This is a genomic window from Kitasatospora sp. NBC_00458 (assembly GCF_036013975.1).
Lineage (GTDB): Bacteria > Actinomycetota > Actinomycetes > Streptomycetales > Streptomycetaceae > Kitasatospora.
Genome location: NZ_CP107904.1, coordinates 3,259,126 through 3,283,903 on the forward strand (window position 1 = coordinate 3,259,126; position 24,778 = coordinate 3,283,903).

The 24,778-nt window shown below is 74.9% G+C and carries 15 protein-coding genes and 1 pseudogene; 7 read left to right on the top strand and 9 right to left on the bottom strand.

Annotated elements, in window-relative coordinates:
- Window positions 1-2 precede the first annotated feature (2 nt).
- The 3 genes from OG550_RS12895 to OG550_RS12905 form a co-directional block, all read right to left on the bottom strand.
- On the bottom strand, window positions 3-992 hold the full coding sequence (locus tag OG550_RS12895) for a S66 peptidase family protein (RefSeq protein ID WP_327677081.1): 990 nt from the start codon (window positions 990-992) through the stop codon (window positions 3-5).
- 109 nt (window positions 993-1,101) lie between these two features.
- Window positions 1,102-2,280, bottom strand: coding sequence for a tryptophan--tRNA ligase (trpS, locus tag OG550_RS12900; RefSeq protein WP_442905988.1), 1,179 nt, complete (start codon window positions 2,278-2,280; stop codon window positions 1,102-1,104).
- A 92-nt stretch (window positions 2,281-2,372) separates the two neighbouring features.
- Window positions 2,373-3,830 carry an APC family permease gene (locus OG550_RS12905; protein WP_327683842.1) on the bottom strand — a complete coding sequence of 486 codons (1,458 nt, stop codon included), beginning with the start codon at window positions 3,828-3,830 and terminating at the stop codon, window positions 2,373-2,375.
- A 597-nt stretch (window positions 3,831-4,427) separates the two neighbouring features.
- On the opposite strand from OG550_RS12905, the gene OG550_RS12910 reads away from it, so the two are divergent.
- Window positions 4,428-5,354 (top strand): hypothetical protein, encoded by a 927-nt coding sequence (locus OG550_RS12910; RefSeq protein ID WP_327677085.1) that lies wholly within the window; start codon window positions 4,428-4,430, stop codon window positions 5,352-5,354.
- 57 nt (window positions 5,355-5,411) lie between these two features.
- Here OG550_RS12910 and OG550_RS12915 read toward each other — a convergent pair whose 3' ends face one another.
- Window positions 5,412-5,948 carry an NUDIX hydrolase gene (locus OG550_RS12915; RefSeq protein WP_327677086.1) on the bottom strand — a complete coding sequence of 179 codons (537 nt, stop codon included), beginning with the start codon at window positions 5,946-5,948 and terminating at the stop codon, window positions 5,412-5,414.
- A 185-nt stretch (window positions 5,949-6,133) separates the two neighbouring features.
- Between OG550_RS12915 and OG550_RS12920 the strand changes: the two genes are divergently transcribed.
- Window positions 6,134-7,135 (top strand): ATP-grasp domain-containing protein, encoded by a 1,002-nt coding sequence (locus OG550_RS12920; protein WP_327677087.1) that lies wholly within the window; start codon window positions 6,134-6,136, stop codon window positions 7,133-7,135.
- 149 nt (window positions 7,136-7,284) lie between these two features.
- Here OG550_RS12920 and OG550_RS12925 read toward each other — a convergent pair whose 3' ends face one another.
- On the bottom strand, window positions 7,285-11,247 hold the full coding sequence (locus OG550_RS12925; RefSeq protein ID WP_327683844.1) for an ABC transporter ATP-binding protein: 3,963 nt from the start codon (window positions 11,245-11,247) through the stop codon (window positions 7,285-7,287).
- Window positions 11,248-11,880: 633 nt separating this feature from the next.
- Window positions 11,881-12,510 (bottom strand): annotated as a pseudogene (locus OG550_RS12930) (SACE_7040 family transcriptional regulator); the annotation flags it as partial.
- Between the two features lie 135 nt (window positions 12,511-12,645).
- On the opposite strand from OG550_RS12930, the gene OG550_RS12935 reads away from it, so the two are divergent.
- The 4 genes from OG550_RS12935 (at window position 12,646) to OG550_RS12950 (ending at window position 19,298) form a co-directional block, all read left to right on the top strand.
- Window positions 12,646-14,367 carry a carboxyl transferase domain-containing protein gene (locus OG550_RS12935; protein WP_327677089.1) on the top strand — a complete coding sequence of 574 codons (1,722 nt, stop codon included), beginning with the start codon at window positions 12,646-12,648 and terminating at the stop codon, window positions 14,365-14,367.
- A gap of 184 nt (window positions 14,368-14,551) precedes the next feature.
- Window positions 14,552-16,942: an acetyl/propionyl/methylcrotonyl-CoA carboxylase subunit alpha gene (locus OG550_RS12940; RefSeq protein WP_327677091.1), complete on the top strand. Its 2,391-nt coding sequence runs from the start codon at window positions 14,552-14,554 to the stop codon at window positions 16,940-16,942.
- Entirely contained in the window at window positions 16,939-17,946 is a 1,008-nt protein-coding gene (locus tag OG550_RS12945; RefSeq protein ID WP_327677093.1) for a hydroxymethylglutaryl-CoA lyase, read from the top strand. The genes OG550_RS12940 and OG550_RS12945 overlap by 4 nt, the downstream gene beginning before the upstream one ends.
- A 164-nt stretch (window positions 17,947-18,110) precedes the next feature.
- The gene (locus OG550_RS12950) at window positions 18,111-19,298 is read left to right on the top strand and encodes an acyl-CoA dehydrogenase family protein (RefSeq protein WP_327677094.1); all 1,188 of its coding nucleotides are present in this window, start codon (window positions 18,111-18,113) and stop codon (window positions 19,296-19,298) included.
- Between the two features lie 102 nt (window positions 19,299-19,400).
- Here the strand turns inward: OG550_RS12950 and OG550_RS12955 are convergent, their stop codons facing one another.
- The 3 genes from OG550_RS12955 to OG550_RS12965 all read right to left on the bottom strand — a co-directional run bounded on the left by OG550_RS12955 (window position 19,401) and on the right by OG550_RS12965 (window position 22,708).
- On the bottom strand, window positions 19,401-20,192 hold the full coding sequence (locus OG550_RS12955; RefSeq protein WP_327677096.1) for a bestrophin-like domain: 792 nt from the start codon (window positions 20,190-20,192) through the stop codon (window positions 19,401-19,403).
- 22 nt (window positions 20,193-20,214) lie between these two features.
- Window positions 20,215-22,047, bottom strand: coding sequence for a hypothetical protein (locus OG550_RS12960; RefSeq protein WP_327677099.1), 1,833 nt, complete (start codon window positions 22,045-22,047; stop codon window positions 20,215-20,217).
- A 181-nt stretch (window positions 22,048-22,228) separates the two neighbouring features.
- On the bottom strand, window positions 22,229-22,708 hold the full coding sequence (locus tag OG550_RS12965) for a universal stress protein (protein WP_327683846.1): 480 nt from the start codon (window positions 22,706-22,708) through the stop codon (window positions 22,229-22,231).
- Window positions 22,709-23,409: 701 nt separating this feature from the next.
- On the opposite strand from OG550_RS12965, the gene OG550_RS12970 reads away from it, so the two are divergent.
- A complete protein-coding gene (locus tag OG550_RS12970; RefSeq protein ID WP_327677101.1) occupies window positions 23,410-24,690 on the top strand; it encodes an HAD-IA family hydrolase in 1,281 nt (426 codons plus the stop codon).
- Window positions 24,691-24,778: the final 88 nt, after the last annotated feature.

The window sequence follows — 24,778 nt, forward strand, 5'->3', positions numbered from 1 at the left end:
CGTCACCGCCGGTCGGTCGGTGAGTCGTCGAGGGGCGGCCGCTCCGCGAGGGCGGGCAGTTCGAGGGTGAGCGTGCCGGCGTCGGCGTCGAGCAGGGCGGGGACTCCGAGCGGCACCGTCAGGGTCGACGGGCAGTGGCCGAAGCCGAGTTCCCAGATGACGGGTATGCCGAGCGGACCGAGCCGGTCGAGCATGACGTCGCGGACGCGGTCGAGGCGCCCGCAGCCTTCCCAGGAGCCCAGGGCGATCCCGGCGACGCCGTCGAAGGCGCCCGAGCGCAGGAACTGGGTGAGGAGGCGGTCGAGCTGGTAGGGGTGCTCGTTGACGTCTTCGAGGATCAGGATGCTTCCGGCGTACGAGGGCCGGGCGGCGGGCGTGCCGCGCTCCGCGGCCAGCACGTGGGTGCAGCCGCCGGCCGTGACGCCGCGGGCGCGGCCGGGGACGAGCCGGCCGGCGCCGGGCGTCGTGAGGACGGTGGTGGCCGCGGGGTCGAAGAGGGTGCGGCGCAGGTGTTCGGCGGTCGGGCCGTCGCCGATGAAGGAGGCCGTGGCGCTCATCGGCCCGTAGAGGGTGGCGAGGCCGAGCCGCTGGGCGAAGGCCTCGTGCAGGGAGGAGACGTCGCTGAAGCCGACCAGCACCTTGGGCCGGACCGCGCGCATGGCCTCCCAGTCGAGCAGGTCGACCATGCGGTGGACGCCGTACCCGCCGCGGGCGCAGATGACGGCGTCGACGGTGGGGTCGAGCCAGGCGTCCTGAAGGTCCGCGGCGCGGTCGGCGTCGGTGCCGGCGAGGTGGCCGAGGGTGGGGTGGGTGTCGAGGACGTGCGGGGCCACGGTGACCCGCAGCCCCCAGGACCGCAGGATCGCGCTGCCGGCGGTGAGCCGCTGCGGATCGATGGGGCCGCTGGGGGCGACCACGACGACGTGGTCCCCGGGGCGGAGGTGCGGCGGACGGGTCAGGCCTCGGCCGGGTGTGGTCGGGTGCTGGTCCATGGCCGGGTTCCTTCCGGGGGGGGTGGTGACGGCGGGTGGTGGCGGCGGGTGGTGCGGTGTCAGGGGCGGTTCCGGTGGGGCCGCCCCGAGAGGTTATGCCCTGACGCCTTCACACCGATCCCATCACCTCCCTGACCTCGTCGAGGGTGGCGTCGGCGACGGCGTTGGCTCGCGCGGCGCCGTCGCGCAGGACCTGCCGGACGTGGCCGCGGTCGGCGGCGAGCTCGGCACGGCGGGCGCGGATCGGGCGGAGGTGCTCGTTGACGGCCTCGGTCGCCGTCCTCTTGAGCGCGGCGGCGCCGCCGTCACCGATCTCCTCGGCGACCTCCTCCGGTGCCCGGTCGCGGCAGAGGGCGGTGAGCAGCACGAGGCCGGAGACCCCGGGGCGGGCGGCCGGGTCGTAGGTGATGCGGCGGTCGGCGTCGGTCCGGGCGCCCTTGATCAGACGGGCGGTGGTGTCCTCGTCGGCGGAGAGCGGGATGGCGTTGCCGCGGCTCTTGCTCATCTTGCCGCCGTCGGTGCCGGGCAGCAGCGGGGTGTCGGAGAGCAGGGCCCGGGGGGCGGGGAAGACGGCGGTGCCGTCGGCGTGCGGGTAGCGCTCGTTGAACCGGCGGGCGACGGTGCGGGCGACCTCCAGGTGGGGCAGCTGGTCCTGTCCGACGGGGACGAGGCCGGCCTTGCAGAAGAGGATGTCGGCGGCCTGGTGGACGGGGTAGGTGAACATCAGTCCGTTGACGGTGGACTGGTCGGAGTGGGCGATCTCGTCCTTGACGGTGGGGTTGCGGCCGAGTTCGGCGACGCTGACCAGGCTGAGGAAGGGCAGCAGCAGCTGGTTGAGGGCGGGGACGGCGCTGTGCGCGAAGATCGTGGCGCGGTCGGGGTCGAGGCCGGTGGCGAGGTAGTCGAGGACGAGGCCCTCGGTGTGCTCGGCGAGGCGGTCGGCGACGTCCCGGTCGGTGATGACCTGGTAGTCGGCGATGACGACGAACATCTCGGCGCCCCGGCGCTGGAGGCGCACCCGGTTGCGCAGGGTCCCGAAGTAGTGGCCGAGGTGGAGCGGGCCGGTGGGGCGGTCGCCGGTGAGGACGCGGTGGGCGCCCGGATCGCGGCGGATGCCCTCGTCGAGGTCCGCGTCGGCGACGGCGGCCGGGGTGGCGGTGGCGACGGCGGTCGCGGTGGTGGTGGCGACGGTGCTGGTGGTCACGGGGTCTCTCCTCGGTACGGCGGTGGTGTGGCCGTCCGGGGCTCCGGGCCCGTCCCGTCGGAGAAACGCAACAGGGCCGTCCATCCCGGACGGCCCTGTTCAGGCGTGGCTGGTGGCCGTCCTAGGACGGCCACCAGTCGAGACCTGCGAAGCGCTTCATGCCTCCGAGGATAGCGTCAGTCCTCCACGACGAGGGCGGGGGTGTCCTTGCGCAGCGTCTCGCCGCGGAAGAACTCCGGCCGGTACGCGCCGTACCAGAGCATCAGCACCGCGCCGAGCAGCAGGATCCCGACGCCGATGACGAACACCGAGCCGATCCCGAACACGGAGCCGCTGCCGTACGCCGGGTCCCAGGCGTCGGTGAGGGTCTGCAGGAAGACGGCGCTGAGCAGCACTCCGCCGAGCAGCGGGGCGATCCCCTTGACCAGGAGGTCGCGCGGACCGCCGCGGAGCGAGCGGCGGAAGTACCAGACGCAGGCGAAGGCGGTCAGTGCGTAGTAGAAGCAGATCATCAGCCCGAGGGCCAGGATGGTGTCCTGGACGACGTTCTCGCTGATCACGCTCATGCCGACGTAGAAGGCGGCGGTGGCGATACCGGCGGCCACCGTGGCGTACCCGGGAGTGCGGAAGCGCGGGTGGACGGCGCCGAAGCGCGGCGGGACGGCCCGGTAGGCGCTCATCGCGAGCAGGGTGCGGGCGACCGGGATGAAGGTGGTCTGCAGGCTCGCGGCGGCACTGGCGACGACGGCGAGGAACAGCAGGATGCTCCACGGCGAGCCGAGCACCGGGCGGGCCAGGGCGGAGAACACGTTGTCGGCGGTGTCCGGGTTGCCCAGGCCGGTCCCGGTGGTGCCGACGCCCGCGAACATCTGGGAGGCGATCGCGACCAGCAGGTACGAGCCGACCAGGGTGACCATCGAGATCATCGCGGCCCGGCCCGGGGTCTTGGCGCTGCCGCTGGTCTCCTCGTTCATGGTGAGGCAGGTGTCCCAGCCCCAGTACATGAAGATCGAGAGCGACAGGCCGGCGGTGAACGCGCTGAACGAGCTCACTTCCAGCGGGTTGAGCCAGGAGGCGGAGAAGCCGATCGAGTCCGGCAGGTCCCCGGCGGCGGCCTTGGCGATGGCGACGCCCGCGAAGAGCAGCAGGACCGCGAGCTGGAGCCCGACCAGGCTGTACTGGAACCACTTGGTGGCGGTCATGCCCCGGTAGCTCATCGCGGTGGCGGCGGCGATCAGCACGACCACCGTGAGCAGGTGGACGGCCTTGTCGTCGTTCAGCTCGGCGACGGCGCCGCTGCCGGTCATCTCCCCGAGCATCAGGTAGAGGAAGTCGGTCGCCACCCCGGCCAGGTTGGACAGCACGATGATGGTGGCCACCGTCAGGCCCCAGCCGGCCATCCAGCCGACCCGGGGGCCGAAGGCCTTGACCGTCCAGGTGAAGGACGTGCCGCAGTCCGGGAAGTCCTTGTTCAGCTCCTTGTACGCGAACGCGACGAGCAGCATCGGCAGGAAGCCCGCCAGGAACACCGCGGGCATCTGGACGCCGACGGCTGTCACCGTCGGACCCAGCGTCGCGGTCAGGCAGTAGACCGGGGCGACCGTCGAGACGCCCAGGACCACGCTGCTCAGCAGGCCGACCGAGTTCCCCCGTAGCCCCTTGTCCCCCGTTGCCCCCGCCGCCCCCGGATCGGGGGCTCCACCACTGGCACCACTGACCGGGGCACCCTGCGGAGCGGTGGGCGCCGTTGCCCGTCCGCTGCTTCCGTGCTCTGAGAGCTGCTGATCAACCACCTGCGCACCCTAGGTGCGGGTACCGAAGGTTGAGTAGGCCAACCCCTGGTGATCTGAACCACTCCCTTCGATTCACTCGAACACACTGGCCCACCGATCGCCGATGCATGGGACGTAAAGGCGTGTACCTTTATTTCGAAGGGTTGTTATCGAATTGATTTGCCCGGTATGTCAGGTTTTGAGACACCGTGGCGCTGCCCGGAACGGGTCGGACCGGGACGAACCGGGATGTTCGGGCCACCGCGACCGGGTGCTCGACGCGGCGACCGCCGACGTCGTCCCGCCGGGTTGCCCGTCCCGGACGCGCGGTGCTCCGCCGGGGCCCGGCCCGGGCGGGACGGAACACGTGCCGTCGTGCCCAGCAGGTGGAAAGCCGCTTGGAGCTGGTCGCAGGGTGCGGGAGGATCATCCGGACCGTACCCCGAAGGGCCCGTGACGATGACCACGCTCGACCAGACCCCCGCCGACCTCCGAGCGTCCGGCGCGCCCGCGCGCGCGACCGGCGAGCGTGCCCTGCCCGCGGCACCGGCCGCGGAGGGCTCCGCGGCCGCGGAGGGCGGCGCCGCGCGCTGCTCCATCGCGGCGGCGGGCTCCGACTGCGCTCCGCGCGGTGGCGCCGGGGCCGGGACCTCCTTCGACGGCTCGGTGCCGCGGCCGCGCGGCGGGGAGTCCGAGAGCGCCTGTTCCGGCGACGGCGGTCACGTCGACGGCGGTCGCGACGGAGCCGTGACCGTCACCGGCGCACCCGTCATCGCGGACGTCACGGGTTTCGTCCGGCTCCAGCAGCCGCCGGCGGCCGAGGACCGGACGGTCCCCGTGCTGCGCGCGGCCCAGGAGGAACTGCGGAACGCCGTCACCCGCCGCCCGTCGCCGTCCCGCCGACTGCGCCGGATGCACCCGCAGGCACCCGGCACGGGTCCGGCGAAGCCGGCCCGCACGAGGGCCGGGCGGGCGCCGGACGTCGCGGCCGCCCCCGACCCGGACCGGACCGGGGGCGCACCCGCCCCGCAGGCCCCCGCCGCCGAGACACCGCTGGGCATCCTGATCAGCGGCACGCCGAACCTGCCGGAGACGGCCGGCCACCCCGAGGAGCGGCTGACCATCCGGGCCACGGCGGAACTGGTCCGCCTCGGCCGCGGGACCTGTCTGGTGGTCCTGCCCGCCTGGCGGCCCGCCATCGCCGTCTCGGTCCCCACCGAGCAGCTGCTGACGGCCACCGGCCTGGCCTTCGACGAGCTGGCCGACGCGCCGCTCTCCGTCGTGATCAACCCCGGCGCCCTGCACGACCGGGAGCTCGAACTCCGGGACTGGCGGGCCGGTACGCCCGGGCGGCCGGGCCGGCGCGGCGGGCGCCGGCAGCCCTGACGCGGGTCCGCCCGTTCGCGCCCGACGCCCGCGGACACCACGGCGCGCCGCGGAGGCTCAGGTGGTGACCGGCCCGCCGTTCGGGACGTAGCCGAGGTCGACCGGCTCCGGTTCCCGCCGCTCGGCGAGCCAGCCCTCCCGCACGTCCGACAGCAGCGCAGGCAGCGTCGGCGGCCAGAGCGCGTCGGCGTTCCCGTCCGCGAGATCGGCCGCGGTCCACCAGCGCCATTCCAGGATCCGGTCGGCGGCGTGCATCGCGCTGACGTCGCCGACCGGGCCCCGGTGCGGGCCGCTGGTGAGGTAGATGTGCTCGTGCTGGCGGACGGGCGTGCCGTGCCAGGTGAAGTCGTGCTCCCAGGTGCAGAGCAGCGGGCCCGGTTCGAGGTCGGTCCAGCCGGTCTCCTCCCACAGCTCGCGGCGCGCGCCCGTCCTCGGCGTCTCACCGGGTTCGATGCCACCGCCCGGCATGGTCCAGTGCACGCCGACCTCGCTGTTGTCCGAACGGAGGAGGAAGACGGATCCCCGGTCGTCCAGCACCACCGTCCGGGCCGCACGGCGCGGGGTCCTTCTCGCGTTTCGCCACAGGTTTCGCATCGGGTCACTCTCGCAGCGGCCCGGGCCGGCCGTCGAACGGATTGTCCGGGCCCGGCCGTCGGACGGACCGCCCTGCTCCGACCGCCCCTCGTCCGCCCCTCGTCCGTCCCCCGTCCGGCCATCGGCTCCGGAGCGGTGGGGTGTTGACGGACCGGCGAACGGTCGGTGGACGTACCCTGGCGCCCATGCCCGCACCCGCGTTCCTCCTCCCGGCCGATCCGCTCGACGGGCGACGCCCCGACCCGCACTTCGCCTGGGAGGCCCGACTGCTGCGGGGACTGGACGCCGAGCACCACCTCGTCGACCACGACGCCCTGCTCGCCGGCGACGCGCAGGCGGCGGTCGGCCGGGTCCCCGGGGGCCGCGGCCCGTTCTGGTACCGGGGCTGGATGCTGCCCGCGGACCGTTACGCCGACTTCGCGGCCGCTCTGGCCGAACGCGGCGCCCATCTGCTGACCAGCGCTCCCGGGTACGCGTCCGCGCACGAACTCCCGGGCTGGTACGGCGTGTTCGAGGGCGCCACGCCGACCAGCGTCTGGCTGCCGGTCCCGGCGTCGGTACCGCCGGGGCCGGAGGAGCTGGCACCGGCCGTCGCGCGGCTGGGCGGCCGCGGACCGGCGATCGTCAAGGACTACGTGAAGTCCCGCAAGCACGAGTGGCACGAGGCCTGCTACATCCCCGAGCTGGCCGACCTGGCGGCCGTCGAGCGGGTCGTCGCCCGGTTCGTGGAGCTGCAGGGCGAGTTCCTGGCCGGCGGTGTGGTGCTGCGGCGGTTCGAGGAGTTCGCACGGGCGGGGACGGCCGGACCGGCACCGCGTGGTGACGGGCCGTCGGGCCCGCGGCCTTCGGACGGGAACGGCCAGGACACCGACGGGGACGCGGACGGGGACAGCCCCGGCGGGCAGGCCGGAAAGGGACCGGCGGTGGAGGCCCGGGTGTGGTGGCTGGACGGCGAGCCCGTGCTGGTCGGCCCGCACCCGGACACGCCCGGCTGCCCGGCCGACCCCGACCTGGCCGTGGTCCGGCCCCTGGTGCGGGCGCTCGGGTGCCGCTTCGTCACCACCGACCTCGCCCACCGGGCCGACGGATCCGGCTGGCGCGTGGTCGAGGTCGGTGACGGACAGGTGAGCGACCTGCCCCGGGGGATCGACGCGTCCGGGCTGCTGGTCGCGCTGCTCGCGGCCTGAGCGGACTGAGCGGCCCGAGCGGACTGAGGGATCCGCAAGGCCCGAGGGACGCGCGGGGCCTGAGGGACGCGCCCCGCCGCGCCGGATCCGTCGGCGCGGGGACGTCCGGGAGGGCGGCCGGCCCTACCGGACGTCCCCGCCGGAGGGCCCTACCGAACGGTGGCGCCGGGCACCGGAGCGGGCCGCCCGTCGGACCCCTCGTCCCCCTCCCGCCCCTCGTAGCGGTCATACCGGTCGCCCCGGTCGTGCCCTTCGTGCCGGTCGGCGATGAACGCCTGCCAGAGCCGGGCGTACGCACCGCCCAGCGCGAGCAGTTCGGCGTGCGTACCGTCCTCGACCACCCGGCCGTGGTCCAGCACGACGACCCGGTCGGCACGCTCGGCGGTGGTCAGGCGGTGGGCGATGACCAGCGCGGTACGGCCGCCGCTGAGCCGGTCCGCGGCATGGTGCACCGCCGCCTCGGTGGCCAGGTCGAGCGCGGCGGTGGCCTCGTCCAGCAGCAGGACGTCCGGGTCGACCAGCTCGGCCCGGGCCAGCGCGATCAGCTGGCGCTGCCCCGCCGAGAGGTTCCGTCCGCGTCCGCTGACCTCGTGGTCGTAGCCGTCCGACAGTCCGAGGATCATGTCGTGCGCGCCGACCGCCCGGGCCGCCGCCTCCACCTCGGCGGCCGAGGCCGCGGGTCGGCCGTACGCGATCGCCTCCCGCACCGTCCCGGCGAAGAGGTACGCCTCCTGCGGCACCACGCCGAGCCGGTGGCGGTACTGCGCCAGGTCGTACCGGGTCAGGTCGACGCCGTCCACCCGGACCGTACCGGTCGTCGCGTCGTAGAACCGGGCCACCAGCTTGACCAGCGTCGACTTGCCGGCCCCCGTCTCGCCGACCAGCGCCACCGTCTGGCCGGCCGGGATCCGCAGGTTCACACCGGTGAGGACGTCCGGGGCGCCGTCCCCGCCGCCGTTGTAGGCGAAGCCGACCCCGTCGAACTCGATCTCGCCGCGGAGCCTGTCCGGGACCGGCACCGGGTCGGCCGCCGCCGCGGTGCTGGTCGGCGTGCGCAGCAGCTCGCGGATCCGGCCCAGGCCCACGGCCGCCTGCTGGTAGCCGTCGAACACCTGGGAGAGCTGGTTGACCGGCGCGAAGAACAGGTCGATGTAGAGCAGGTACGCCACCAGCGCGCCGACGGTCAGCGTCCCCGCGTCGACCCGCGAGGCACCCACGATCAGCACGAGCGCGGCGGCCACGCTGGAGAGGAACTGGACGAACGGGAAGTACAGCGAGATGTAGAGCTGCGCCCGCACCCGCGCCTCCCGGTAGGCCACGCCCCGGGCGACGAAGCGGTCGGTGTTGGTGTCCAGCCGCCGGAACGCCTGGACGATCCGCATGCCCGCCACGTTCTCCTGGAGGTCGGCGTTGACCGTGCTGATCAGGTCCCGGGAGATCTCGTACTGGGCCTTCGACTTCCTGCGGAAGACCAGCGTCGCGACGATCAGCAGCGGCAGCACCGCGAAGACCACCAGGGCCAGCCCGGCGTCGATGATCAGCAGGGCGGCGAAGATGCCGAGGAAGGTCAGCAGGCTGACCACGGCCGTGACCACACCGGTCTGGAGGAACGAGGTGAGCGAGTCCAGGTCCGTGGTCATCCGGGTCATGATCCGGCCGGACAGCTCGCGCTCGTAGTAGTCCAGGCCGAGCCGGTTGAGGTGGGCGAAGATCTTGAGCCGCAGGGTGTAGAGCACCCGCTCGCCGGTGCGGCCGCTGACCCGGCTCTCCGCGCCCTGCACCAGCCAGTCCAGCAGGACGATCACCAGCGCGACGAGCGCGGCGACGGCGACGCCGGACAGCAGGGCCTTGCTGACGCCGTCGTCGATGCCGTGCCGGATCAGGATCGGCAGGACCAGCCCCGCCCCCGCGTCCAGTGCGACCAGCAGCAGGGCGAGGGCGAGCGGGACGCGGAAGGGGCGGAGCAGGCGGCGGAGGGAGAAGTCCGGGTCGCCGGCCTCGGCCACGGTCCGGGAGACCGCCGGGGTGTCGGTGGCCGCCGGGAGGGCGGCGACCCGCTCCAGCAGGTCGGGGGAGGCGGTGCGGGCCGCCTTGACCAGGGCCGGGGTGGGCATCGCGGGGGCGGTCCGGGCGGCGGGCGGGGCTTCGGTTCCGGCCGGGGCCTCGGTGTCCGGGTCGGCGCCGGTGCCGTGGTCGGTGCTGCGGTCGGTGCCGGTGGCTTCCGGGTGGACGGCCGTGGACGGGGTGCGGCCGGCCTCGGGGTCGGAGATCAGGGCCCGGTACTGGGGACATCGGGCGTCGAGTTCCTCGTGCGTACCGATGTCCAGCAGTCGGCCGTGCTCCAGGATCGCGATCCGGTCGGCCAGCTGGAGGGTGGAGCGCCGGTGGGCGATCAGCAGGGTGGTCCGGCCGGCCATCACGGAGCGCAGCGCGTCGTGGATCTCCGCCTCGATCTGCGGGTCGACCGCCGAGGTGGCGTCGTCCAGCAGCAGGATGCGCGGGTCGGTGAGGATCGCCCGGGCCAGGGCGATGCGCTGGCGCTGGCCGCCGGAGAGGGTGAGCCCCTGCTCGCCGACCTTGGTCTCGTAGCCGTCGGGCAGCGCCCGGACGAACTCGTCCGCCTGGGCCGCGCGGGCCGCGGCCACGATCTGCTCGTCGGTGGCGTCCGGCCGGCCGTAGGCGATGTTGGTGCGGACCGTCTCGGAGAAGAGGAAGCTCTCCTCGGGCACGATGCCGACGGCCGCCCGGACCGAGTCGAGCGTCAGGTCGCGCAGGTCGTGGCCGTAGAGGCGGACGGCACCGGCCGCCGGGTCGTAGAACCTGGGCACCAACTGGGCCACGGTGGACTTGCCGGAGCCCGAGGCGCCGACCAGCGCCAGCGTCTCGCCGGGGGCGAGCCTGAGGCTGAGCCCGTGCAGCACGGGGACCGGGTGCTCGGGGTCGTACCGGAACTCGACCTGGTCGAACTCCAGCGCCACCTCGGCCGTGCGGGGACCGGCTGCGGCCCCGTTCCGGCCGCCCCGGTCCGGCTCCGGGGCGCCGGCGGTCCCGGGGCCCGCGGTCTCGGGGCCGGTGCTCTCGGGGCCGGTGCTCCCCGGGGCGGCAGCCGCGGTGTCGGCGGGAGGGGCGCCCAGGGTGAGGTCGAGGGTGACCGCGTCCGGCCGCTCCCGGACCAGCGGACGCTCGTCGACCAGCTGGAGCACCCGCTCGACGCCCGCCCGGGCCTGCTGCCCGACCGTGATGACCATGGTCAGCATCCGGACCGGGCCGGTCATCTGCGCCACGTACGTGGAGAAGGCCACGAAGGTGCCGAGCGTGACCCGTCCGTCGACCGCCAGCCAGCCGCCGAAGGCCAGCACGGCGACCTGGGCCAGTGCCGGGATCGCCTGCATCGCCGGGTTGTAGCGGCTGTTCAGCCGGATCGACCGCAACCGCGCCGCGAAGAGGCGGCGCGAGGCCGACTCCATCTTGTCGAGCTCCTGGGCCTCCTGACCGAAGCCCTTGACCACCCGCACTCCGCCGACGGCCTCGTCGACCACGCCCGCGACGGCCGCCGCCTCCTGCTGGGCCGCCCAGGTGGACGGGAACAGCCGCTTCCGGCTGAGCACCGAGATCCACCAGAGGGCCGGGCCCATGACCAGGGCGATCAGGGTGAGCGGCGGCGAGAGCCAGATCATCACGCCCAGCGACATGACGAACATGAGCAGGTAGCCGGTCATCATCGGCAGCATCGAGAGCAGCCCGTTGATCAGCTGCAGGTCGGAGGTGGCGCGGCCGACCACCTGGCCGGTGTCCAGCCGGTCCTGCCGGTGGCCGTCCAGCCGGCCGAGCGAGCGGAAGAGGTCGCTGCGCATGTCGTGCTGGACGTCGAGGGCCAGCTGACCGCCGTAGTAGCGGCGCACCTGCGTGCAGCCGAACACCACGGCGGCGGCCAGCAGCAGGACGCCGGCCCACGGAGCCAGCGAGCGGGAGTGCGCGGTGATGACGTCGTCGATGATCACCTTGGTGACCAGGGGCACCAGTGCGGTGACGGCCATGCCGACGAGCGAGGCGCCGAAGGCCAGCAGCACGCTGCGCCGCGACCGCCAGCAGTAGCCGAGCAGTCGGCGCAGCCAGCCCGACCCGTCGGGCCGGTCGGCGCCGCCGGTGCCGTGCGGGTCCGCCGCACCGGGGGCCGGGCCCTGCGCAACGCGCCCGGTGCCGTTCGACGTGCTCGTGTCGCCCCGTGCGCCGTCGGTCGTGCCGGTCGCGCCCCGGGAGCCGGTTCGGGTGCCGCTCGGGGAAAGCTCCACCGTAGATCCGTGAGTCTCAGGCATATTTAGGGATGCTAACCATTTCGTCGGGTGGCCGCCATGGGATTTCCGGCCGGGGAGGGCCGGGATTCCCGACCCGGCGGAGGGACCAACAGCCCACAACCTGCGGTGATTCCCGCTCCGGCCGGCCCCCCGCTCCTCTACCAGGGTCGCCGACCGCACGCGGAACCGCCCACCGCCGGGCGACGCAGCGGGCGCACCTCCATTGGTCCTAGGGCGGACGACCGACCCCGGACGCCGCGGACCGGACGGTCAGACCCGCGCAGCGGCGGCTTCGGCGGCGGCTTCGGCGGCGGCTTCGGCGGCGGGTCCGGCCGCGGCGTGGGCCCGGACGTCCGCGTCGGCATCCGGGTCCGGATCCGCGCCCGCGCCCGGGTCGACGCCCGCCGAGGCGCCCGCACCGGCGCCGGCGGCGACCCCGGTGGCGACTCCGGCGTCCGCGGCGCCGGCGGCCGAGAAGGCGCCGTGGGCGAGGCGGTGCAGCAGGGCGGCCATGGCGTCGCGCTGGAGGCCGGTCCGCTCGTCCGGGGCGGGGTTCGGGCCGAGGCTGTGCGGGGTCGAGTTGATCAGCCCGAAGACGGCGTGCACGGTCGCCCGGGCGACGGGCTCCGCCACCGGGGCGGCGAGCAGGGGGTAGGCCTGGCGGACCACGTCCACCCAGAGCTCCACGTACTCGCGCTGGAGCCGGCGGACCGTCCGGCGGTCCTCCGTCCGGAGGTTCAGCAGCTCCCGGTCGTGCAGCGTGATCAGGTCGCGGTCGTCGAGCGCGAAGTCGACGTGGCCGCCGATCAGCGCGTCCAGCGCGGCGGCCGGGCCGTCGCTGCCGCCCGCACGGCGGCGCCCCTCCTCAAGGAGCCGCTCGCTGATGCCGATCAGCAGGTCGGCGAGCATCGCGTCCTTGCCCGCGAAGTGGCGGTAGAGCCCGGGGCCGCTGATGCCGACGGCCTTGCCGATCTCATCCACCCCGACGCCCAGGAACCCGCGGGCCGCGAACAGCCGGGCCGCCTCCCTGCGGATCTGGTCGCGGCGCGGGAGCCCTGAGGCGGATGGGGCGTTCGACATGCATCCCATCGTAGACAGTGGGGTTATCGGTCGTTAACCTGGGCGACAGAAGTTAACGTTCATTAACGTGTGGGGGCCGCAGGCTCACCCGGCTCTGCCGGCCCATCTGCCACCGAGGGCAAGGGAGCTCTTGGAATGGTCATCTCCACCGCCGGAGCACCCACCGGCGTCAACGGCAGCACGGCGGCCGGCACCCCGGCGACCGGCGCGGCCCGCGGACCCGTCGCTCCCGCTGCCGCCGCACCGGCGCCGAGGCTGGACACCGCCGCCGACCCCGGTTCCGAGGCGTACCGGGCCAACGCCGCGGCGCACCGCGCCCTGGTCGCCGAACTCCGCGAGAAGCTCGGCACGGCCGCGCTCGGCGGGGGCGCCAAGGCCCGGGCCCGGCACACCGCACGCGGGAAGCTGCTCCCCCGCGACCGCGTGGACACCCTGCTCGACCCGGCCTCCCCCTTCCTCGAACTGGCCCCGCTGGCGGCCGACGGGATGTACGACGGCGCCGCACCGGCCGCCGGGGTGATCGCCGGCATCGGCCGGGTCGCCGGGCGGGAGGTCGTCGTCGTCGCCAACGACGCCACCGTCAAGGGCGGCACCTACTACCCGATGACGGTCAAGAAGCACCTGCGCGCCCAGGAGGTCGCGCTGGAGAACCGGCTCCCCTGCGTCTACCTGGTCGACTCCGGCGGCGCCTTCCTCCCGATGCAGGACGAGGTGTTCCCGGACCGCGACCACTTCGGCCGGATCTTCTACAACCAGGCCCGGCTCTCGGCCGCGGGCGTCCCGCAGATCGCCGCCGTGCTCGGCTCGTGCACGGCGGGCGGCGCGTACGTCCCGGCGATGAGCGACCAGGCCGTCATCGTCCGCAACCAGGGCACGATCTTCCTCGGCGGGCCGCCGCTGGTGAAGGCCGCGACCGGCGAGGTGGTGACCGCCGAGGAGCTGGGCGGCGGCGACCTGCACTCCCGGACCTCCGGCGTCACGGACCACCTCGCCGAGGACGACGCCCACGCCCTCTCCATCGTCCGCACCATCGTCGCGGGGCTCGGCCCCCGTGCGGCCCGGCCGTGGCCGCTGGCCCCCGCCGAGGAGCCGGCCGTCGACCCGGCCGGCCTGTACGGCGCCGTCCCGGTCGACCCGCGCACGCCCTACGACGTGCGCGAGGTGATCGCGCGCCTGGTCGACGGCAGCCGGTTCGCCGAGTTCAAGGCCGAGTACGGGGCGACCCTGGTGACCGGCTTCGCCCGGATCCACGGCCACCCGGTCGGCATCGTCGCCAACAACGGCGTGCTGTTCGCCGAGTCCGCCCTCAAGGGCGCCCACTTCATCGAGCTGTGCGACCAGCGGGGCATCCCCCTCCTCTTCCTGCAGAACATCACCGGGTTCATGGTCGGCCGGCAGTACGAGGCGGGCGGCATCGCCAAGCACGGCGCCAAGATGGTCAACGCCGTCGCCTGCACCCGCGTCCCGAAGCTGACGGTGGTGATCGGCGGCTCGTACGGGGCCGGCAACTACTCGATGTGCGGCCGGGCGTACTCGCCCCGCTTCCTGTGGATGTGGCCGGGCGCCAAGATCTCCGTGATGGGCGGCGAGCAGGCGGCGTCCGTACTGGCCACCGTCCGCCGCGACCAGTTGGAGGCGCAGGGCGAGGAGTGGCCGGCCGAGGCCGAGGAGGGGTTCAAGCGCCCCGTCCGGGAGCAGTACGAGCGCCAGGGCAACGCCTACTACGCCACCGCCCGGCTCTGGGACGACGGGGTGATCGACCCGCTGGACACCCGGACCGTCCTCGGCCTGGCCCTGACCGCCTGCGCCAACGCCCCGCTGCCGCCGCCCGGCCCGTTCGGCGTCTTCCGCATGTAGGTCCGTCCGCATGCACGCCTTCCGCCCACGGACCGCCCGCGCGCGCAGCCGCGCCCCTCGGTCCGGTGGGCGGGCCCGCCCACCGGCGGAAGGCGCCGCGCCGGCCCCGGCGCACCCCGACCGCCACTCCCTCCCGACCACCTCCTCACGTACGGCTCCCCCTCGACCCGGAGGAACGCCTCCCATGTTCGACACAGTTCTGGTCGCCAACCGCGGCGAGATCGCCGTCCGGGTGATCCGCACCCTGCGGCGGCTCGGCGTGCGCTCGGTCGCCGTGTTCAGCGACGCCGACGCCGACGCCCCGCACGTCCGCGAGGCCGACGTCGCGGTCCGGCTCGGCCCCGCCGACCGCAGCGACAGCTCGGCCGCCGAAACCTACCTGCGGACCGACCAGATCCTCGCCGCCGCCCGCCGGACGGGCGCCCAGGCCGTCCACCCCGGCTACGGCTTCCTCGCCGAGAACGCCTCCTTCGCCCGTGCCTGCGCCGACGCCGGCCTGGTCTTCATCGGTCCTCCTCCCGCCGCGGTCGAACTGATGGGTGACAAGATCAACGCCAAGGAGGCCGTCCGGGCCGCCGGCGTCCCCGTGGTCCCCGGCAGCCGGGCCACCGCGCCCACCGACGACGACCTCGTCGCGGCCGCCGACGGGATCGGCTACCCGGTCCTGCTGAAGCCGTCCGCCGGCGGCGGCGGCAAGGGCATGCGGCTGGTCCGCGACCGGGCCGACCTCCCGACCGAGATCGCCGCCGCCCGGCGCGTCGCCCGTACCGCCTTCGGCGACGACACCCTGCTGCTGGAGCGCTGGATCGACCGGCCGCGCCACATCGAGGTCCAGGTGCTGGCCGACGCCCACGGCACCACCGTCCACCTCGGCGAGCGCGAGTGCAGTCTGCAGCGCCGCCACCAGAAGCTGATCGAAGAGGCTCCCTCCGTCCTGCTCAACGCCGAGACCCGCGCCGCCATGGGCGCCGCCGCCGTCCGGGCCGCCGAGTCCTGCGGCTACACCGGCGCCGGCACCGTGGAGTTCATCGTTCCCGGCGTCGACCCCGACTCCCCCGCCCCCGCCGAGGGGGTGCGGGACTTCTTCTTCATGGAGATGAACACCCGTCTCCAGGTGGAACACCCCGTCACCGAGCTCGCCATCGCGGTGGGCGGCCCTCGCCCCCACGGTTCGTCTGCGTCAGGTTCGACCGCGGGCGGTCAGGCCACCGACGGTCCGCTCACCGACGGTCCGGCGGCGGGCCCGGCCCGACGGCTGGACCTGGTCGAGTGGCAGCTGCGGGTCGCCGCGGACGAACACCTCACCTTCACCCAGTCCGACATCTCCTTCCTGGGCCACGCCATCGAGGCCCGGATCTGCGCCGAGGACCCGGAACGGGACTTCCTGCCCACCGGCGGACGCATCCTGCTCCTCGACGAGCCGCAGGGCGAAGGCGTCCGGGTGGACTCCGGGGTGACCCCGGGGACCGTCATCACCAGCTCCTACGACCCCATGCTCGCCAAGGTCATCGCCTACGGACCCGACCGGCCGACCGCGCTGCGACGGCTGCGCGCCGCACTGGCCGACACCCGGATCCTCGGCGTCACCACCAACACCGGCTTCCTGCGACGACTGCTCGCACACCCCGAGGTCGTCGCCGGCCGCCTCGACACCGGCCTGGTGGAGCAGACGGCGCAGCAGCAGCCCGGACTGCTCGCCTCGCCCTACTCCCCGGCCGCCGCAGCCGCGGCCGTACCCGGCACCGACACCACCGGCACCACCGACACCACCGGCACCGAAGCCCCGGATGCCGCCGTCCCCGGCGCCGTGCCGCCCGGGGAACCGACGCCCGCCCACCTCCTCTACTACGCCGCCGCGCTCGCACGGCACCTGGACCTGACACCCGCCGCCGACGGCGACGGCTGGACCGACCCCTTCTCCCTTCCCTCCGGCTGGCGCCTGGGCGGCGCACCCGCCTGGACCACCCACCGGCTCCGCGCCCCCGGCCAGGACCCGGTGTCGGTGGGCATCCGCCCGATCACTGTGGGCAACGTAGCCGAGGCCACTGACAATCCGTCCGGCGTCACGCCGGAGGTGGAGGTCCGGCTCGGCTCCGGGCCGGCCCACCGGGCCCGGGCCGTCCGGTCCGGGGACCGTCTCCGCCTCACCGTGGACGGCCTGCAGACGACCTTCGCGCTGACCGCCGACCGCGCGCCCGGCGCCTCCTCCGGCCCGGTGACGTGGCTCGGGATCGACGGCGACGCCTGGCCGGTGCACGGCCACGACGCGGTCGGCGGGGGCGCCGCCGCCGGTGCGGCGCACCACGGCGCCCTGACCGCGCCGATGCCGGGCACCGTCACGGTCGTGAAGACCACGGCCGGCGAGACCGTCCGGAAGGGCCAGCCCCTGCTCGTCCTGGAGGCCATGAAGATGGAACACGTGATCGCCGCCCCGCACGACGGGACGGTGAGCGAGCTGCGGGCCACCGCCGGCGCCACCGTCGCGATGGAGGAGCTGCTGGTCGTGGTCGCCCCCGCCGAGGCCGGGCCGGACGCCGCCGAGGGCGCCGGGACCGCCGCCGGGGCGCGGTCGTGACCGCCCCCGCCCCGGGCCCCGCGCACGAGCCCGACGCGCTCGACCTGGGCCTGCCGGCCCCGGTCCGCGCGCCCGGCCTGCCCGAGGAGGTCCGGATCCACGAGGTCGGACCGCGCGACGGGCTGCAGAACGAGGGCGCCCTGGTCCCGGTCGAGGTCAAGGCGGAGTTCATCGCCAGGCTCGCCGCCACCGGCCTGCGCACCGTCGAGGCCACCAGCTTCGTCCACCCGAAGTGGGTCCCCCAGCTCGCCGACGCCGAGGAACTGGTGCCCCGGCTCGCCGACCTGCCGGCCCGCCACCCCGGGCTGCGCCTGCCGGTCCTGGTGCCCAACGAGCGCGGGCTGGACCGCGCGCTGGCCCACCGCGCCGAGGACGTCGCCGTCTTCGCGAGTGCCACCGAGACCTTCGCCCGCCGCAACCTCAACCGCTCGGCGGACGAGGCGATGGCGATGTTCCGGCCCGTGGTGGAACGCGCCACGGCCGCCGGGGTCCGGGTCCGCGGCTACCTGTCGATGTGCTTCGGCGATCCCTGGGAGGGGCCGGTCCCGCCCGACCAGGTGATCGGCTTCGGGGTGCGGCTGCTGGAGATGGGCTGCACCGAGCTGAGCCTCGGCGACACCATCGGCGTGGCCACCCCGGGCCAGGTCACCGCCCTGCTGGACGGGTTCGCCGCGGCGGGCGTGCCGGTGGGCCGGATCGCGGTGCACTTCCACGACACCTACGGCCAGGCGCTCAGCAACACGCTGGCGGCGCTCCGCTCCGGGGTGACCGCGGTCGACGCCTCGGCGGGCGGCCTGGGCGGCTGCCCGTACGCCAAGAGCGCCACCGGCAACCTGGCCACCGAGGACCTGGTGTGGATGCTGCACGGACTCGGCATCCGCACCGGCGTCGACCTCCGGGCACTGGTCGCCACCAGCGGCTGGATGGCGCGGCGGCTCGGCCGCCCGAGCCCGTCCCGGACGGTGCAGGCGCTGCTGGGCCCCGGCACCGCCGAGCGGGGCTGACCCCGGCGGCACCCCCGCAACACCCCCGGCGGGCCTCCACCCGTCCGCCCGTCCGGACCACACGCATCCCTCTCATCACACCGCACGTCCGCCACACCATCGAACGGACGGCGGTCGTCCCGATCAAGCCCGCGCCCATCCGGCGGGGCCTCAGGAGGATCACCATGCTCGACCACCGGTTGAACACCGAGTACGAGGAACTGCGGCGCACCGTGGCCGAATTCGCCCAGGACGTGGTCGCCCCGAAGATCGGCGAGTACTACGAGCAGGGCGAGTTCCCCTACGAGATCGTCCGGGAGATGGGGCGGATGGGCCTGTTCGGCCTGCCGTTCCCGGAGGAGTACGGCGGCATGGGCGGCGACTACTTCGCGCTCTGCCTGACGCTGGAGGAGCTCGCCCGGGTCGACTCCTCGGTCGCGATCACCCTGGAGGCGGCGGTCTCGCTCGGCGCGATGCCGATCTACCGCTTCGGGACCGAGGAGCAGAAGCGCGAGTGGCTGCCCCGGCTGACCTCCGGCGAGCTGCTGGGCGCGTTCGGGCTCACCGAGCCCGAGGGCGGTTCCGACGCCGGCGCCACCCGCACCACCGCCCGGTACGACGAGGCCACCGACGAGTGGGTGATCAACGGCACCAAGTGCTTCATCACCAACTCCGGCACCGACATCACCGGCCTGGTCACCGTCACCGCGCTCACCGAACCGATCGCTCGTTCGAGTGAAGGCGGCGAATTCTCCTCGCCACGGCGCGAGATCTCCTCCATCATCGTGCCCAGCGGGACCCCCGGGTTCCAGGTGTCCAAGAAGTACTCCAAGGTCGGGTGGAACGCATCCGACACCCGCGAACTGTCCTTCACCGACTGCCGTGTCCCCGCGGCCAACCTGCTGGGCGAGCGCGGTCGCGGCTACGCCCAGTTCCTGCGGATCCTCGACGAGGGCCGCATCGCGATCGCCGCCCTGGCCACCGGCCTGGCCCAGGGCTGCGTCGACCAGTCCGTTTCCTACGCCGGTACGCGCCGGGCCTTCGGCCGGACGATCGGCGCCAACCAGGCCGTCCAGTTCAAGCTCGCCGACATGGAGATGCGCGCCCACACCTCCCGCCTCGCCTGGCGGGACGCCGCCTCCCGGCTGCTGCACTCCGAGCCGTTCAAGAAGGAGGCCGCGATCGCCAAGCTGTACTCGTCGGAGGCCGCCGTCGACAACGCCCGCGAGGCGACCCAGATCCACGGCGGGTACGGCTTCATGAACGAGTTCCCGGTCGCCCGCTTCTGGCGCGACTGCAAGATCCTCGAAATCGGCGAAGGCACCTCGGAGGTCCAGCGCATGCTCATCGCCCGCGAGCTCGGCGTCTCCTGAGACGACCCGCTCCCCGTATCCGACCGTCCCGACGGGTCCACGTCCGTCGATCCTCCCTCCCCGCCCCCGGGCACCCGCCGGCCCGGGGGCGGGGAGGGAGGGTCACGGGAAGGGCGGCCCCATCACACCGCCGTCACCGGCGTCGATCTGCTCGTACCGGGTGAGCGCCAGTTCGAACGCGGTCGGCCCGACCCTCACCGTGCCGTCGAACGGACCGCTGAGCTGGAACACCAGGCCGACCGCGAACGCCACCGAGGCGCCCATGAACCCCATCAGCACCAGATTGCGCCTGTCGGCGGTCAGGCCGATCAGCGGCGGCACGAACAGGACGACCACCGCTCCCACCACCAGACCCCAGAGTTCCAGTGCCGGTGCCCGCGAGTCGACGTCGGCCAACCGGGCGATCCGCCGCGCGTAGACGTCCTCCAGACTCCTCAACGTGTCCTCCTTGGCGGCGATTTCGAGCGGGCTCTCGGTCCGCACCGCGGCCGCCGCGACCCGGACCCGGTCGATCGACGCCCACGCCTCGGCGCTGCCGTGCCCCCGGCCCAGCTGCACCCACTCCTCGTCGATCACCTGCCGGGTGTACGCCCGCAGTCGCTGCCGCACCACCGGACGGTCCGCCGCCGGAAGCATCCGCGCGGACCAGTACGCCTCGGTGAGCGCGCGGGTCTCCTCGTAGGTGTGACTGCGCGCGTCGCTGAGCTCCTGCCAGGCGCCGGCGACGGCGAAGCCCGCGAAGAGGGCGAAGAAGCCCAGCACGGCCGCGCTCACGAAGCCGACCGCGGACGAGTTCCCCTCGTCGTCCGGGGAGGACCGGACCCGCCCGATGAGGAGTCCGATCAGCAGGGCGAGGAGGGCGCCGGCCAGCACCCCCAGGACATTGACCCACATCTACCGGACCCCCCTCGGGAGTTCATCCACGACGGCCTCCGGGGCCGCCCCGCGGGCGCTTCCGCGCCATCGTCGCGGCGGCCAGGACGACGAGGACGGGAAGCATGATCGCCAGCAGCAGCATCAGCACCTCGCCGCCGCCCCAGGCGTCTCCCCAGCCGAACGGCGAGCCTTCCGGCCGGTGAGCGTCCGCGCCTGCGCCCGGGATGCCGGAACCCCCGCCCGTGGCGCCCGCCCCGGGGTTCCGGGAATCGCCCGCCGAACCCGCTCCACCACCGGTTCCACCACCCGCGGCACCGGCTCCGCCCCCTGCGGCGGCCGCGGCACCCGCCGCACCGCCTCCTGCCGCCCCGGCCGTACCGGCCGTACCGGCCGACGCGGGGGCCGGCACCGCCTGGAAGGGACTCGCCGGCAGTCCGAGCAGCGTGGCCCCCGGACGGAAGGGCACCGCCGAACCGGCTGCCACGGCCGCGGCTACGGCTGCTGCGGCTGCGGCGTTCTGAGCACCGGCGGCCTGCCCCGCTGCTGCTGCCGCCGCAGCAGCGGCGGCAGCAGCAGCATTGGCCGGCGCCGCGGCGGCAGCGTTCGGAGCGGCGGCCGAACCGGCCTGCGGGGCAACGGGGTTGGGTGGCGGAGCGTTGGCGGCGGCAACGGCGGCCCCTCCGGCAGTGGCCGCCGGGTTGGCCGCCCCCGGCGCCGCCGCTCCCCCGGGCACCGCCCCACCCGGAGCACCGGCGGCGCCCGCCCCACCGGGCGGCACCGGGCCGCCGACCGGCCCGGGCTGAGCCGCCGTACCCGGCTGGGCGGCCGCACCCGGCTGGGCCGCCGGGGCGGGCCCCTCGCCCTCGTAGTCGCCCGGCGCCTCCGCGGAGAGCGGCCGGGGGGCCAGCGGGCGTCCGTCCTGGCCGACCGCCCCGTCCAGCGCCAGGCCCTCGGCCCTCGCCACGGCGGCGTGCCTGCCCGGCTGCGCCTCGCCCGTGGCGGTGCAGTCCAACGGCCGCCCCGGCTCCAGCAGTCCGGCGGCGGACTGGCCGAGACAGCCGACCTGCCCCACCCCGGGCAGGAGGTCCACCACGCTGACCGCACTGACCGGCGAGTCCCCGACGGCGTCCACCCGGTACCTCAGCCGGACGTCGCCGCCCACCCGCGCCACCACGGTGCGGCGCCCGGCGGACCCCTCGGGAGCGGCGGAGGGGTCCGCCGGGGGAGGCGGCCCGCCGGTCACCGGTTCCCCGCCCCCGGCCCGGGGCGCCGGAGCACGGCCGGCCGCACGGACCGCGGCGCGGGTCACCACGCCGGACCCCGTCGGGACACCCACCCGGGTCAGCGTCAGTCCGGCGACCAGCCCCTGGTAGCCGGCCTCCGCGGTCGCGACGGCCCTGGGCATGCCCTTCGGGGCGTCCGCCTCGACCCGGACCTCGGTCCGCTGGCGGCCACTCTGGGCCGGCAGCGTGGTGGAGCACTCGACGACGCCGAGGGCGGGGAGCACGAACGGCTGCTGCCCGCCGCAGGCGACCGCGGCCCCGGAGGCCTGGGCGTCCCTCAGGACCGTGACGGTCAGCGGGTACTCCGCCTGGTTCGCCAGCCGGTAGACGCGGAGCAGCGGTTCCCCGGAGCGGACCCGGACCCCGGCCGCCGCGGCCCCGTTGGTGCGGACCTCCAGCCGCACCGCGCCCCGGGCCTCCCCGCCCGCCGGGCTGAGCGCCGACGCTCCGGGGGCGCCGGTGAGGACCGCGGCCGGCAGGAGCGCGGACAGGGCCGTCGACACGAGGAGGAGGGCGGCGCGGCGACGGGGCGTGCGGCGGAGGAGGCGCACCGGCGGCCCCGGGCCGGGCGAGGTCGGCTGACTGATCACCTTGTCATTCTTCGCACCGCGTCCCCGGGGCGGGCCGGAGCACGGCACCGACCCACCGGCACGGATGACACGATCGGCCCAGCGGCGGGCCCGCCGCGCCGACAGGCGAACGGGCGAACGGGCGAACGGGCGAACGGGCGAACGCGCCGACGGGCGAACGAACGGATCCGCGGACGACCCGTCAGGGAATCACGATCACCGGGCGGTTGGCCCTGCGGGCGAGGCGTCCGGACACGGATCCGAAGATCTTGCCGAGCAGGCCGTGCGTGCTGCCGACCACGATGGCGTCGGCGGCGTACTCACGGCCGACCTCCTCGATCTCGTGGCAGATGTCACCGCCGCGCTCGACCAGGATCCAGGGCACGCCGGCGAGGAAGTCCGCGCAGGCGAGCTCCAGGCCGAGGACCTCGGTCCGGTGGTCGGGGAGGTCGACGAAGACGGGCGGTTCGCAGCCCGCCCAGACGGTGGCGGGCAGGCGGTTGGCCACGTGCACGATCACCAGGCCGCACTGGGAGCGACGGGCCATGCCCACCGCGTAGGCGAGGGCGCGCTCGCTCGACAACGAGCCGTCGAAGCCCACCACCACGCCGTGCTGGAAGGCCGGGTCGCAGGAGCGGGCGGGTGCCTGCCGGACCGCGGGTTCACCCGGCGCACTGGGCAGGCCGGAGGCGCGCGGGCGGTCGGCGCCCGGACCGGGGCGGCCCGTCACCGGGGGCTCCGCACGGTCGGCGCGGTGTCCGTCCCGTCGTTGGCGGGAGCCTGAGCCGGGGCGGCCGCGGCGCGCGATGTTGCGGAGGGGCCGGGTCGGACCACCGCTCCGGGCGTCCGCATCCGGTTCAACCGGTCGGAAGGACTCAGAACCAGCCATGGCACAAGGCTCTTCGAAGGGGATGGGCCGACAGGAGAGGACAACGCTGCCCGGACGGCAGGCCCGCCCAGGGGACGACGTCGGGCTGCGCCGCGCACCACCGTTGGTGACCTGTTCCTTTCAGAGTACGACGGGCCGGGGACTCAGCCCAGCCACGGGGCCTCGGGACGACGCTCTTCCCGCGAACGGGGGATGCGCCCGCCGTCGGCCGTGCGCCCCCGCCCGCGCGCGAACGCGCCCTCCGGCGAGAGAGGTTCTCTGGAGCTTGACTGAGCGGGCCGGACGACGCAACAGGCCCCCGGGACACCGTGACCGGACTGTCATGGATCGACGACGATCCGTTGCCGGGCGGTCACCGGACAACGGGCCCCGCCTGCCACATCCGTGCCCCGGGGCCACGACACCGGCACCCGTTCCGGCCATTTCGCAGGGGTTCGCGACGACGTCCGGCAATTGCCAGATGCATAGGCGCGGCCGCTGGCACCATGCTCGGCATGCCCCTGCTCCTGCTCGACCTCGACAACACGCTGCTCCCCAGGGACGCCGCTTTCCGGGCCTGGGCTCAGGAGTTCCTGACCGAACGAGGGCTGCCGCCCGGCGACGTCGACTGGCTCGCCACCATCGACGGCGGCGGCTACGTGCCGCGCAGCACCGTACTGTCCGCGGCCCGGCGCCGCTACGGACTGGACGAGTCGCTCGACCGCCTGCTCGCCCACTACCGGCGCGGCATCAACGCCCACATCCACTGCCCGTCCCGCAACGTCGACGCGCTGCGGGCGGCACGGGACGCCGGGTGGACGCTCGGGATCGTGAGCAACGGCGGCACCCGACCCCAGCTGGAGAAGATCCGCCGGACCGGGCTCGGCCCGCTGGTCGACGGCTGGGTGATCTCGGAGGAGGCGGACTGCCTCAAGCCGGACCCGCTGATCTTCGAGATCGCCGCCCAGCGGTGCGGCGTCGCGCCGGTCGGCGACTGGACCAGCCGCACCTGGATGATCGGCGACCACGCTCCCGCCGACATCGCGGGGGCCGAGCTGGCCGGGCTGCGCAGCGTCTGGCTGCACCACGGCCGCCCCTGGGCCGAGCCCGGGTACCGGCCGACGCTGAAGGCCGCCGGTCTGCCGGAGGCGGTCGGGCAGGTGCTGTCGGCCCGCGGCGCACCCTCGCCGCGGCCGGGGATCCGGGCGGGCGGGCCGGTCCGGCGGCGGGCCGTGGGCGCCGCGAGTGCCGTAGCCGGCCCCCGCTCGCGGGAGCGCGGGCTCCCGGCCGCCCGGGTGCCGGCTCCGGCCGGGGCGGTCACGGCACCCGCCGGCCCCGTCCCGGTGCCCGGGGCCGTCGTGGTGCCGATCGGACCGGGGGCGGTCGGACCGGGGGCGGTCGGACCGGGGGCGACGGCCCCGGAGACGAGGGCTCCGGAGATGAGGGCGCAGAGCAGCGCGCATCCCGGCGCGCAATGTCGACTGTCCGCCCTGAGCGGCGGGCATGCGCCTGTTGCCTCGAACGCCGCGGGCGGTGCCACCCCGGGCCCCGGAACAGGCTTCCCTGTCCGAAACCGGCCAGGCGGGTTTGCCGTCGACGGCGCCGACCACCTCACGTCCGCGCACGCCACCGAGCCCCTGGAGCCTCCGGCCGCACTCCCGTCCACGGGCGGGAGCCCCGCGCGGACGAGGTTCGCCGTGCCCCCGGCCCGGTCGGCCCCGCGGCCCACCGCGGCCTTCCCGGGCACCGCCGGAGCCGGGGCGGAGCCGGCCCGCCGCGCCACCCGGACCGGCTAGGACCCGCCCCGGACGTGTTCGCACGATCGCGTCGGACCGGGCCGGACCTGGCCGAACCGGGCCCGCGCATCCCGGGGCCGGGAGCCGA

Bases quoted from the DNA above. Each gene is read 5' to 3' on its own strand.
- OG550_RS12895 (WP_327677081.1), bottom strand. From the start codon at position 992: ATGGACCAGCACCCGACCACACCCGGCCGAGGCCTGACCCGTCCGCCG.
- trpS (WP_442905988.1), bottom strand. From the start codon at position 2,280: ATGGACGGCCCTGTTGCGTTTCTCCGACGGGACGGGCCCGGAGCCCCG.
- OG550_RS12910 (WP_327677085.1), top strand. From the start codon at position 4,428: ATGACCACGCTCGACCAGACCCCCGCCGACCTCCGAGCGTCCGGCGCG.
- OG550_RS12915 (WP_327677086.1), bottom strand. From the start codon at position 5,948: ATGCGAAACCTGTGGCGAAACGCGAGAAGGACCCCGCGCCGTGCGGCC.
- OG550_RS12920 (WP_327677087.1), top strand. From the start codon at position 6,134: ATGCCCGCACCCGCGTTCCTCCTCCCGGCCGATCCGCTCGACGGGCGA.
- OG550_RS12935 (WP_327677089.1), top strand. From the start codon at position 12,646: ATGGTCATCTCCACCGCCGGAGCACCCACCGGCGTCAACGGCAGCACG.
- OG550_RS12940 (WP_327677091.1), top strand. From the start codon at position 14,552: ATGTTCGACACAGTTCTGGTCGCCAACCGCGGCGAGATCGCCGTCCGG.
- OG550_RS12950 (WP_327677094.1), top strand. From the start codon at position 18,111: ATGCTCGACCACCGGTTGAACACCGAGTACGAGGAACTGCGGCGCACC.
- OG550_RS12955 (WP_327677096.1), bottom strand. From the start codon at position 20,192: ATGTGGGTCAATGTCCTGGGGGTGCTGGCCGGCGCCCTCCTCGCCCTG.
- OG550_RS12970 (WP_327677101.1), top strand. From the start codon at position 23,410: ATGCCCCTGCTCCTGCTCGACCTCGACAACACGCTGCTCCCCAGGGAC.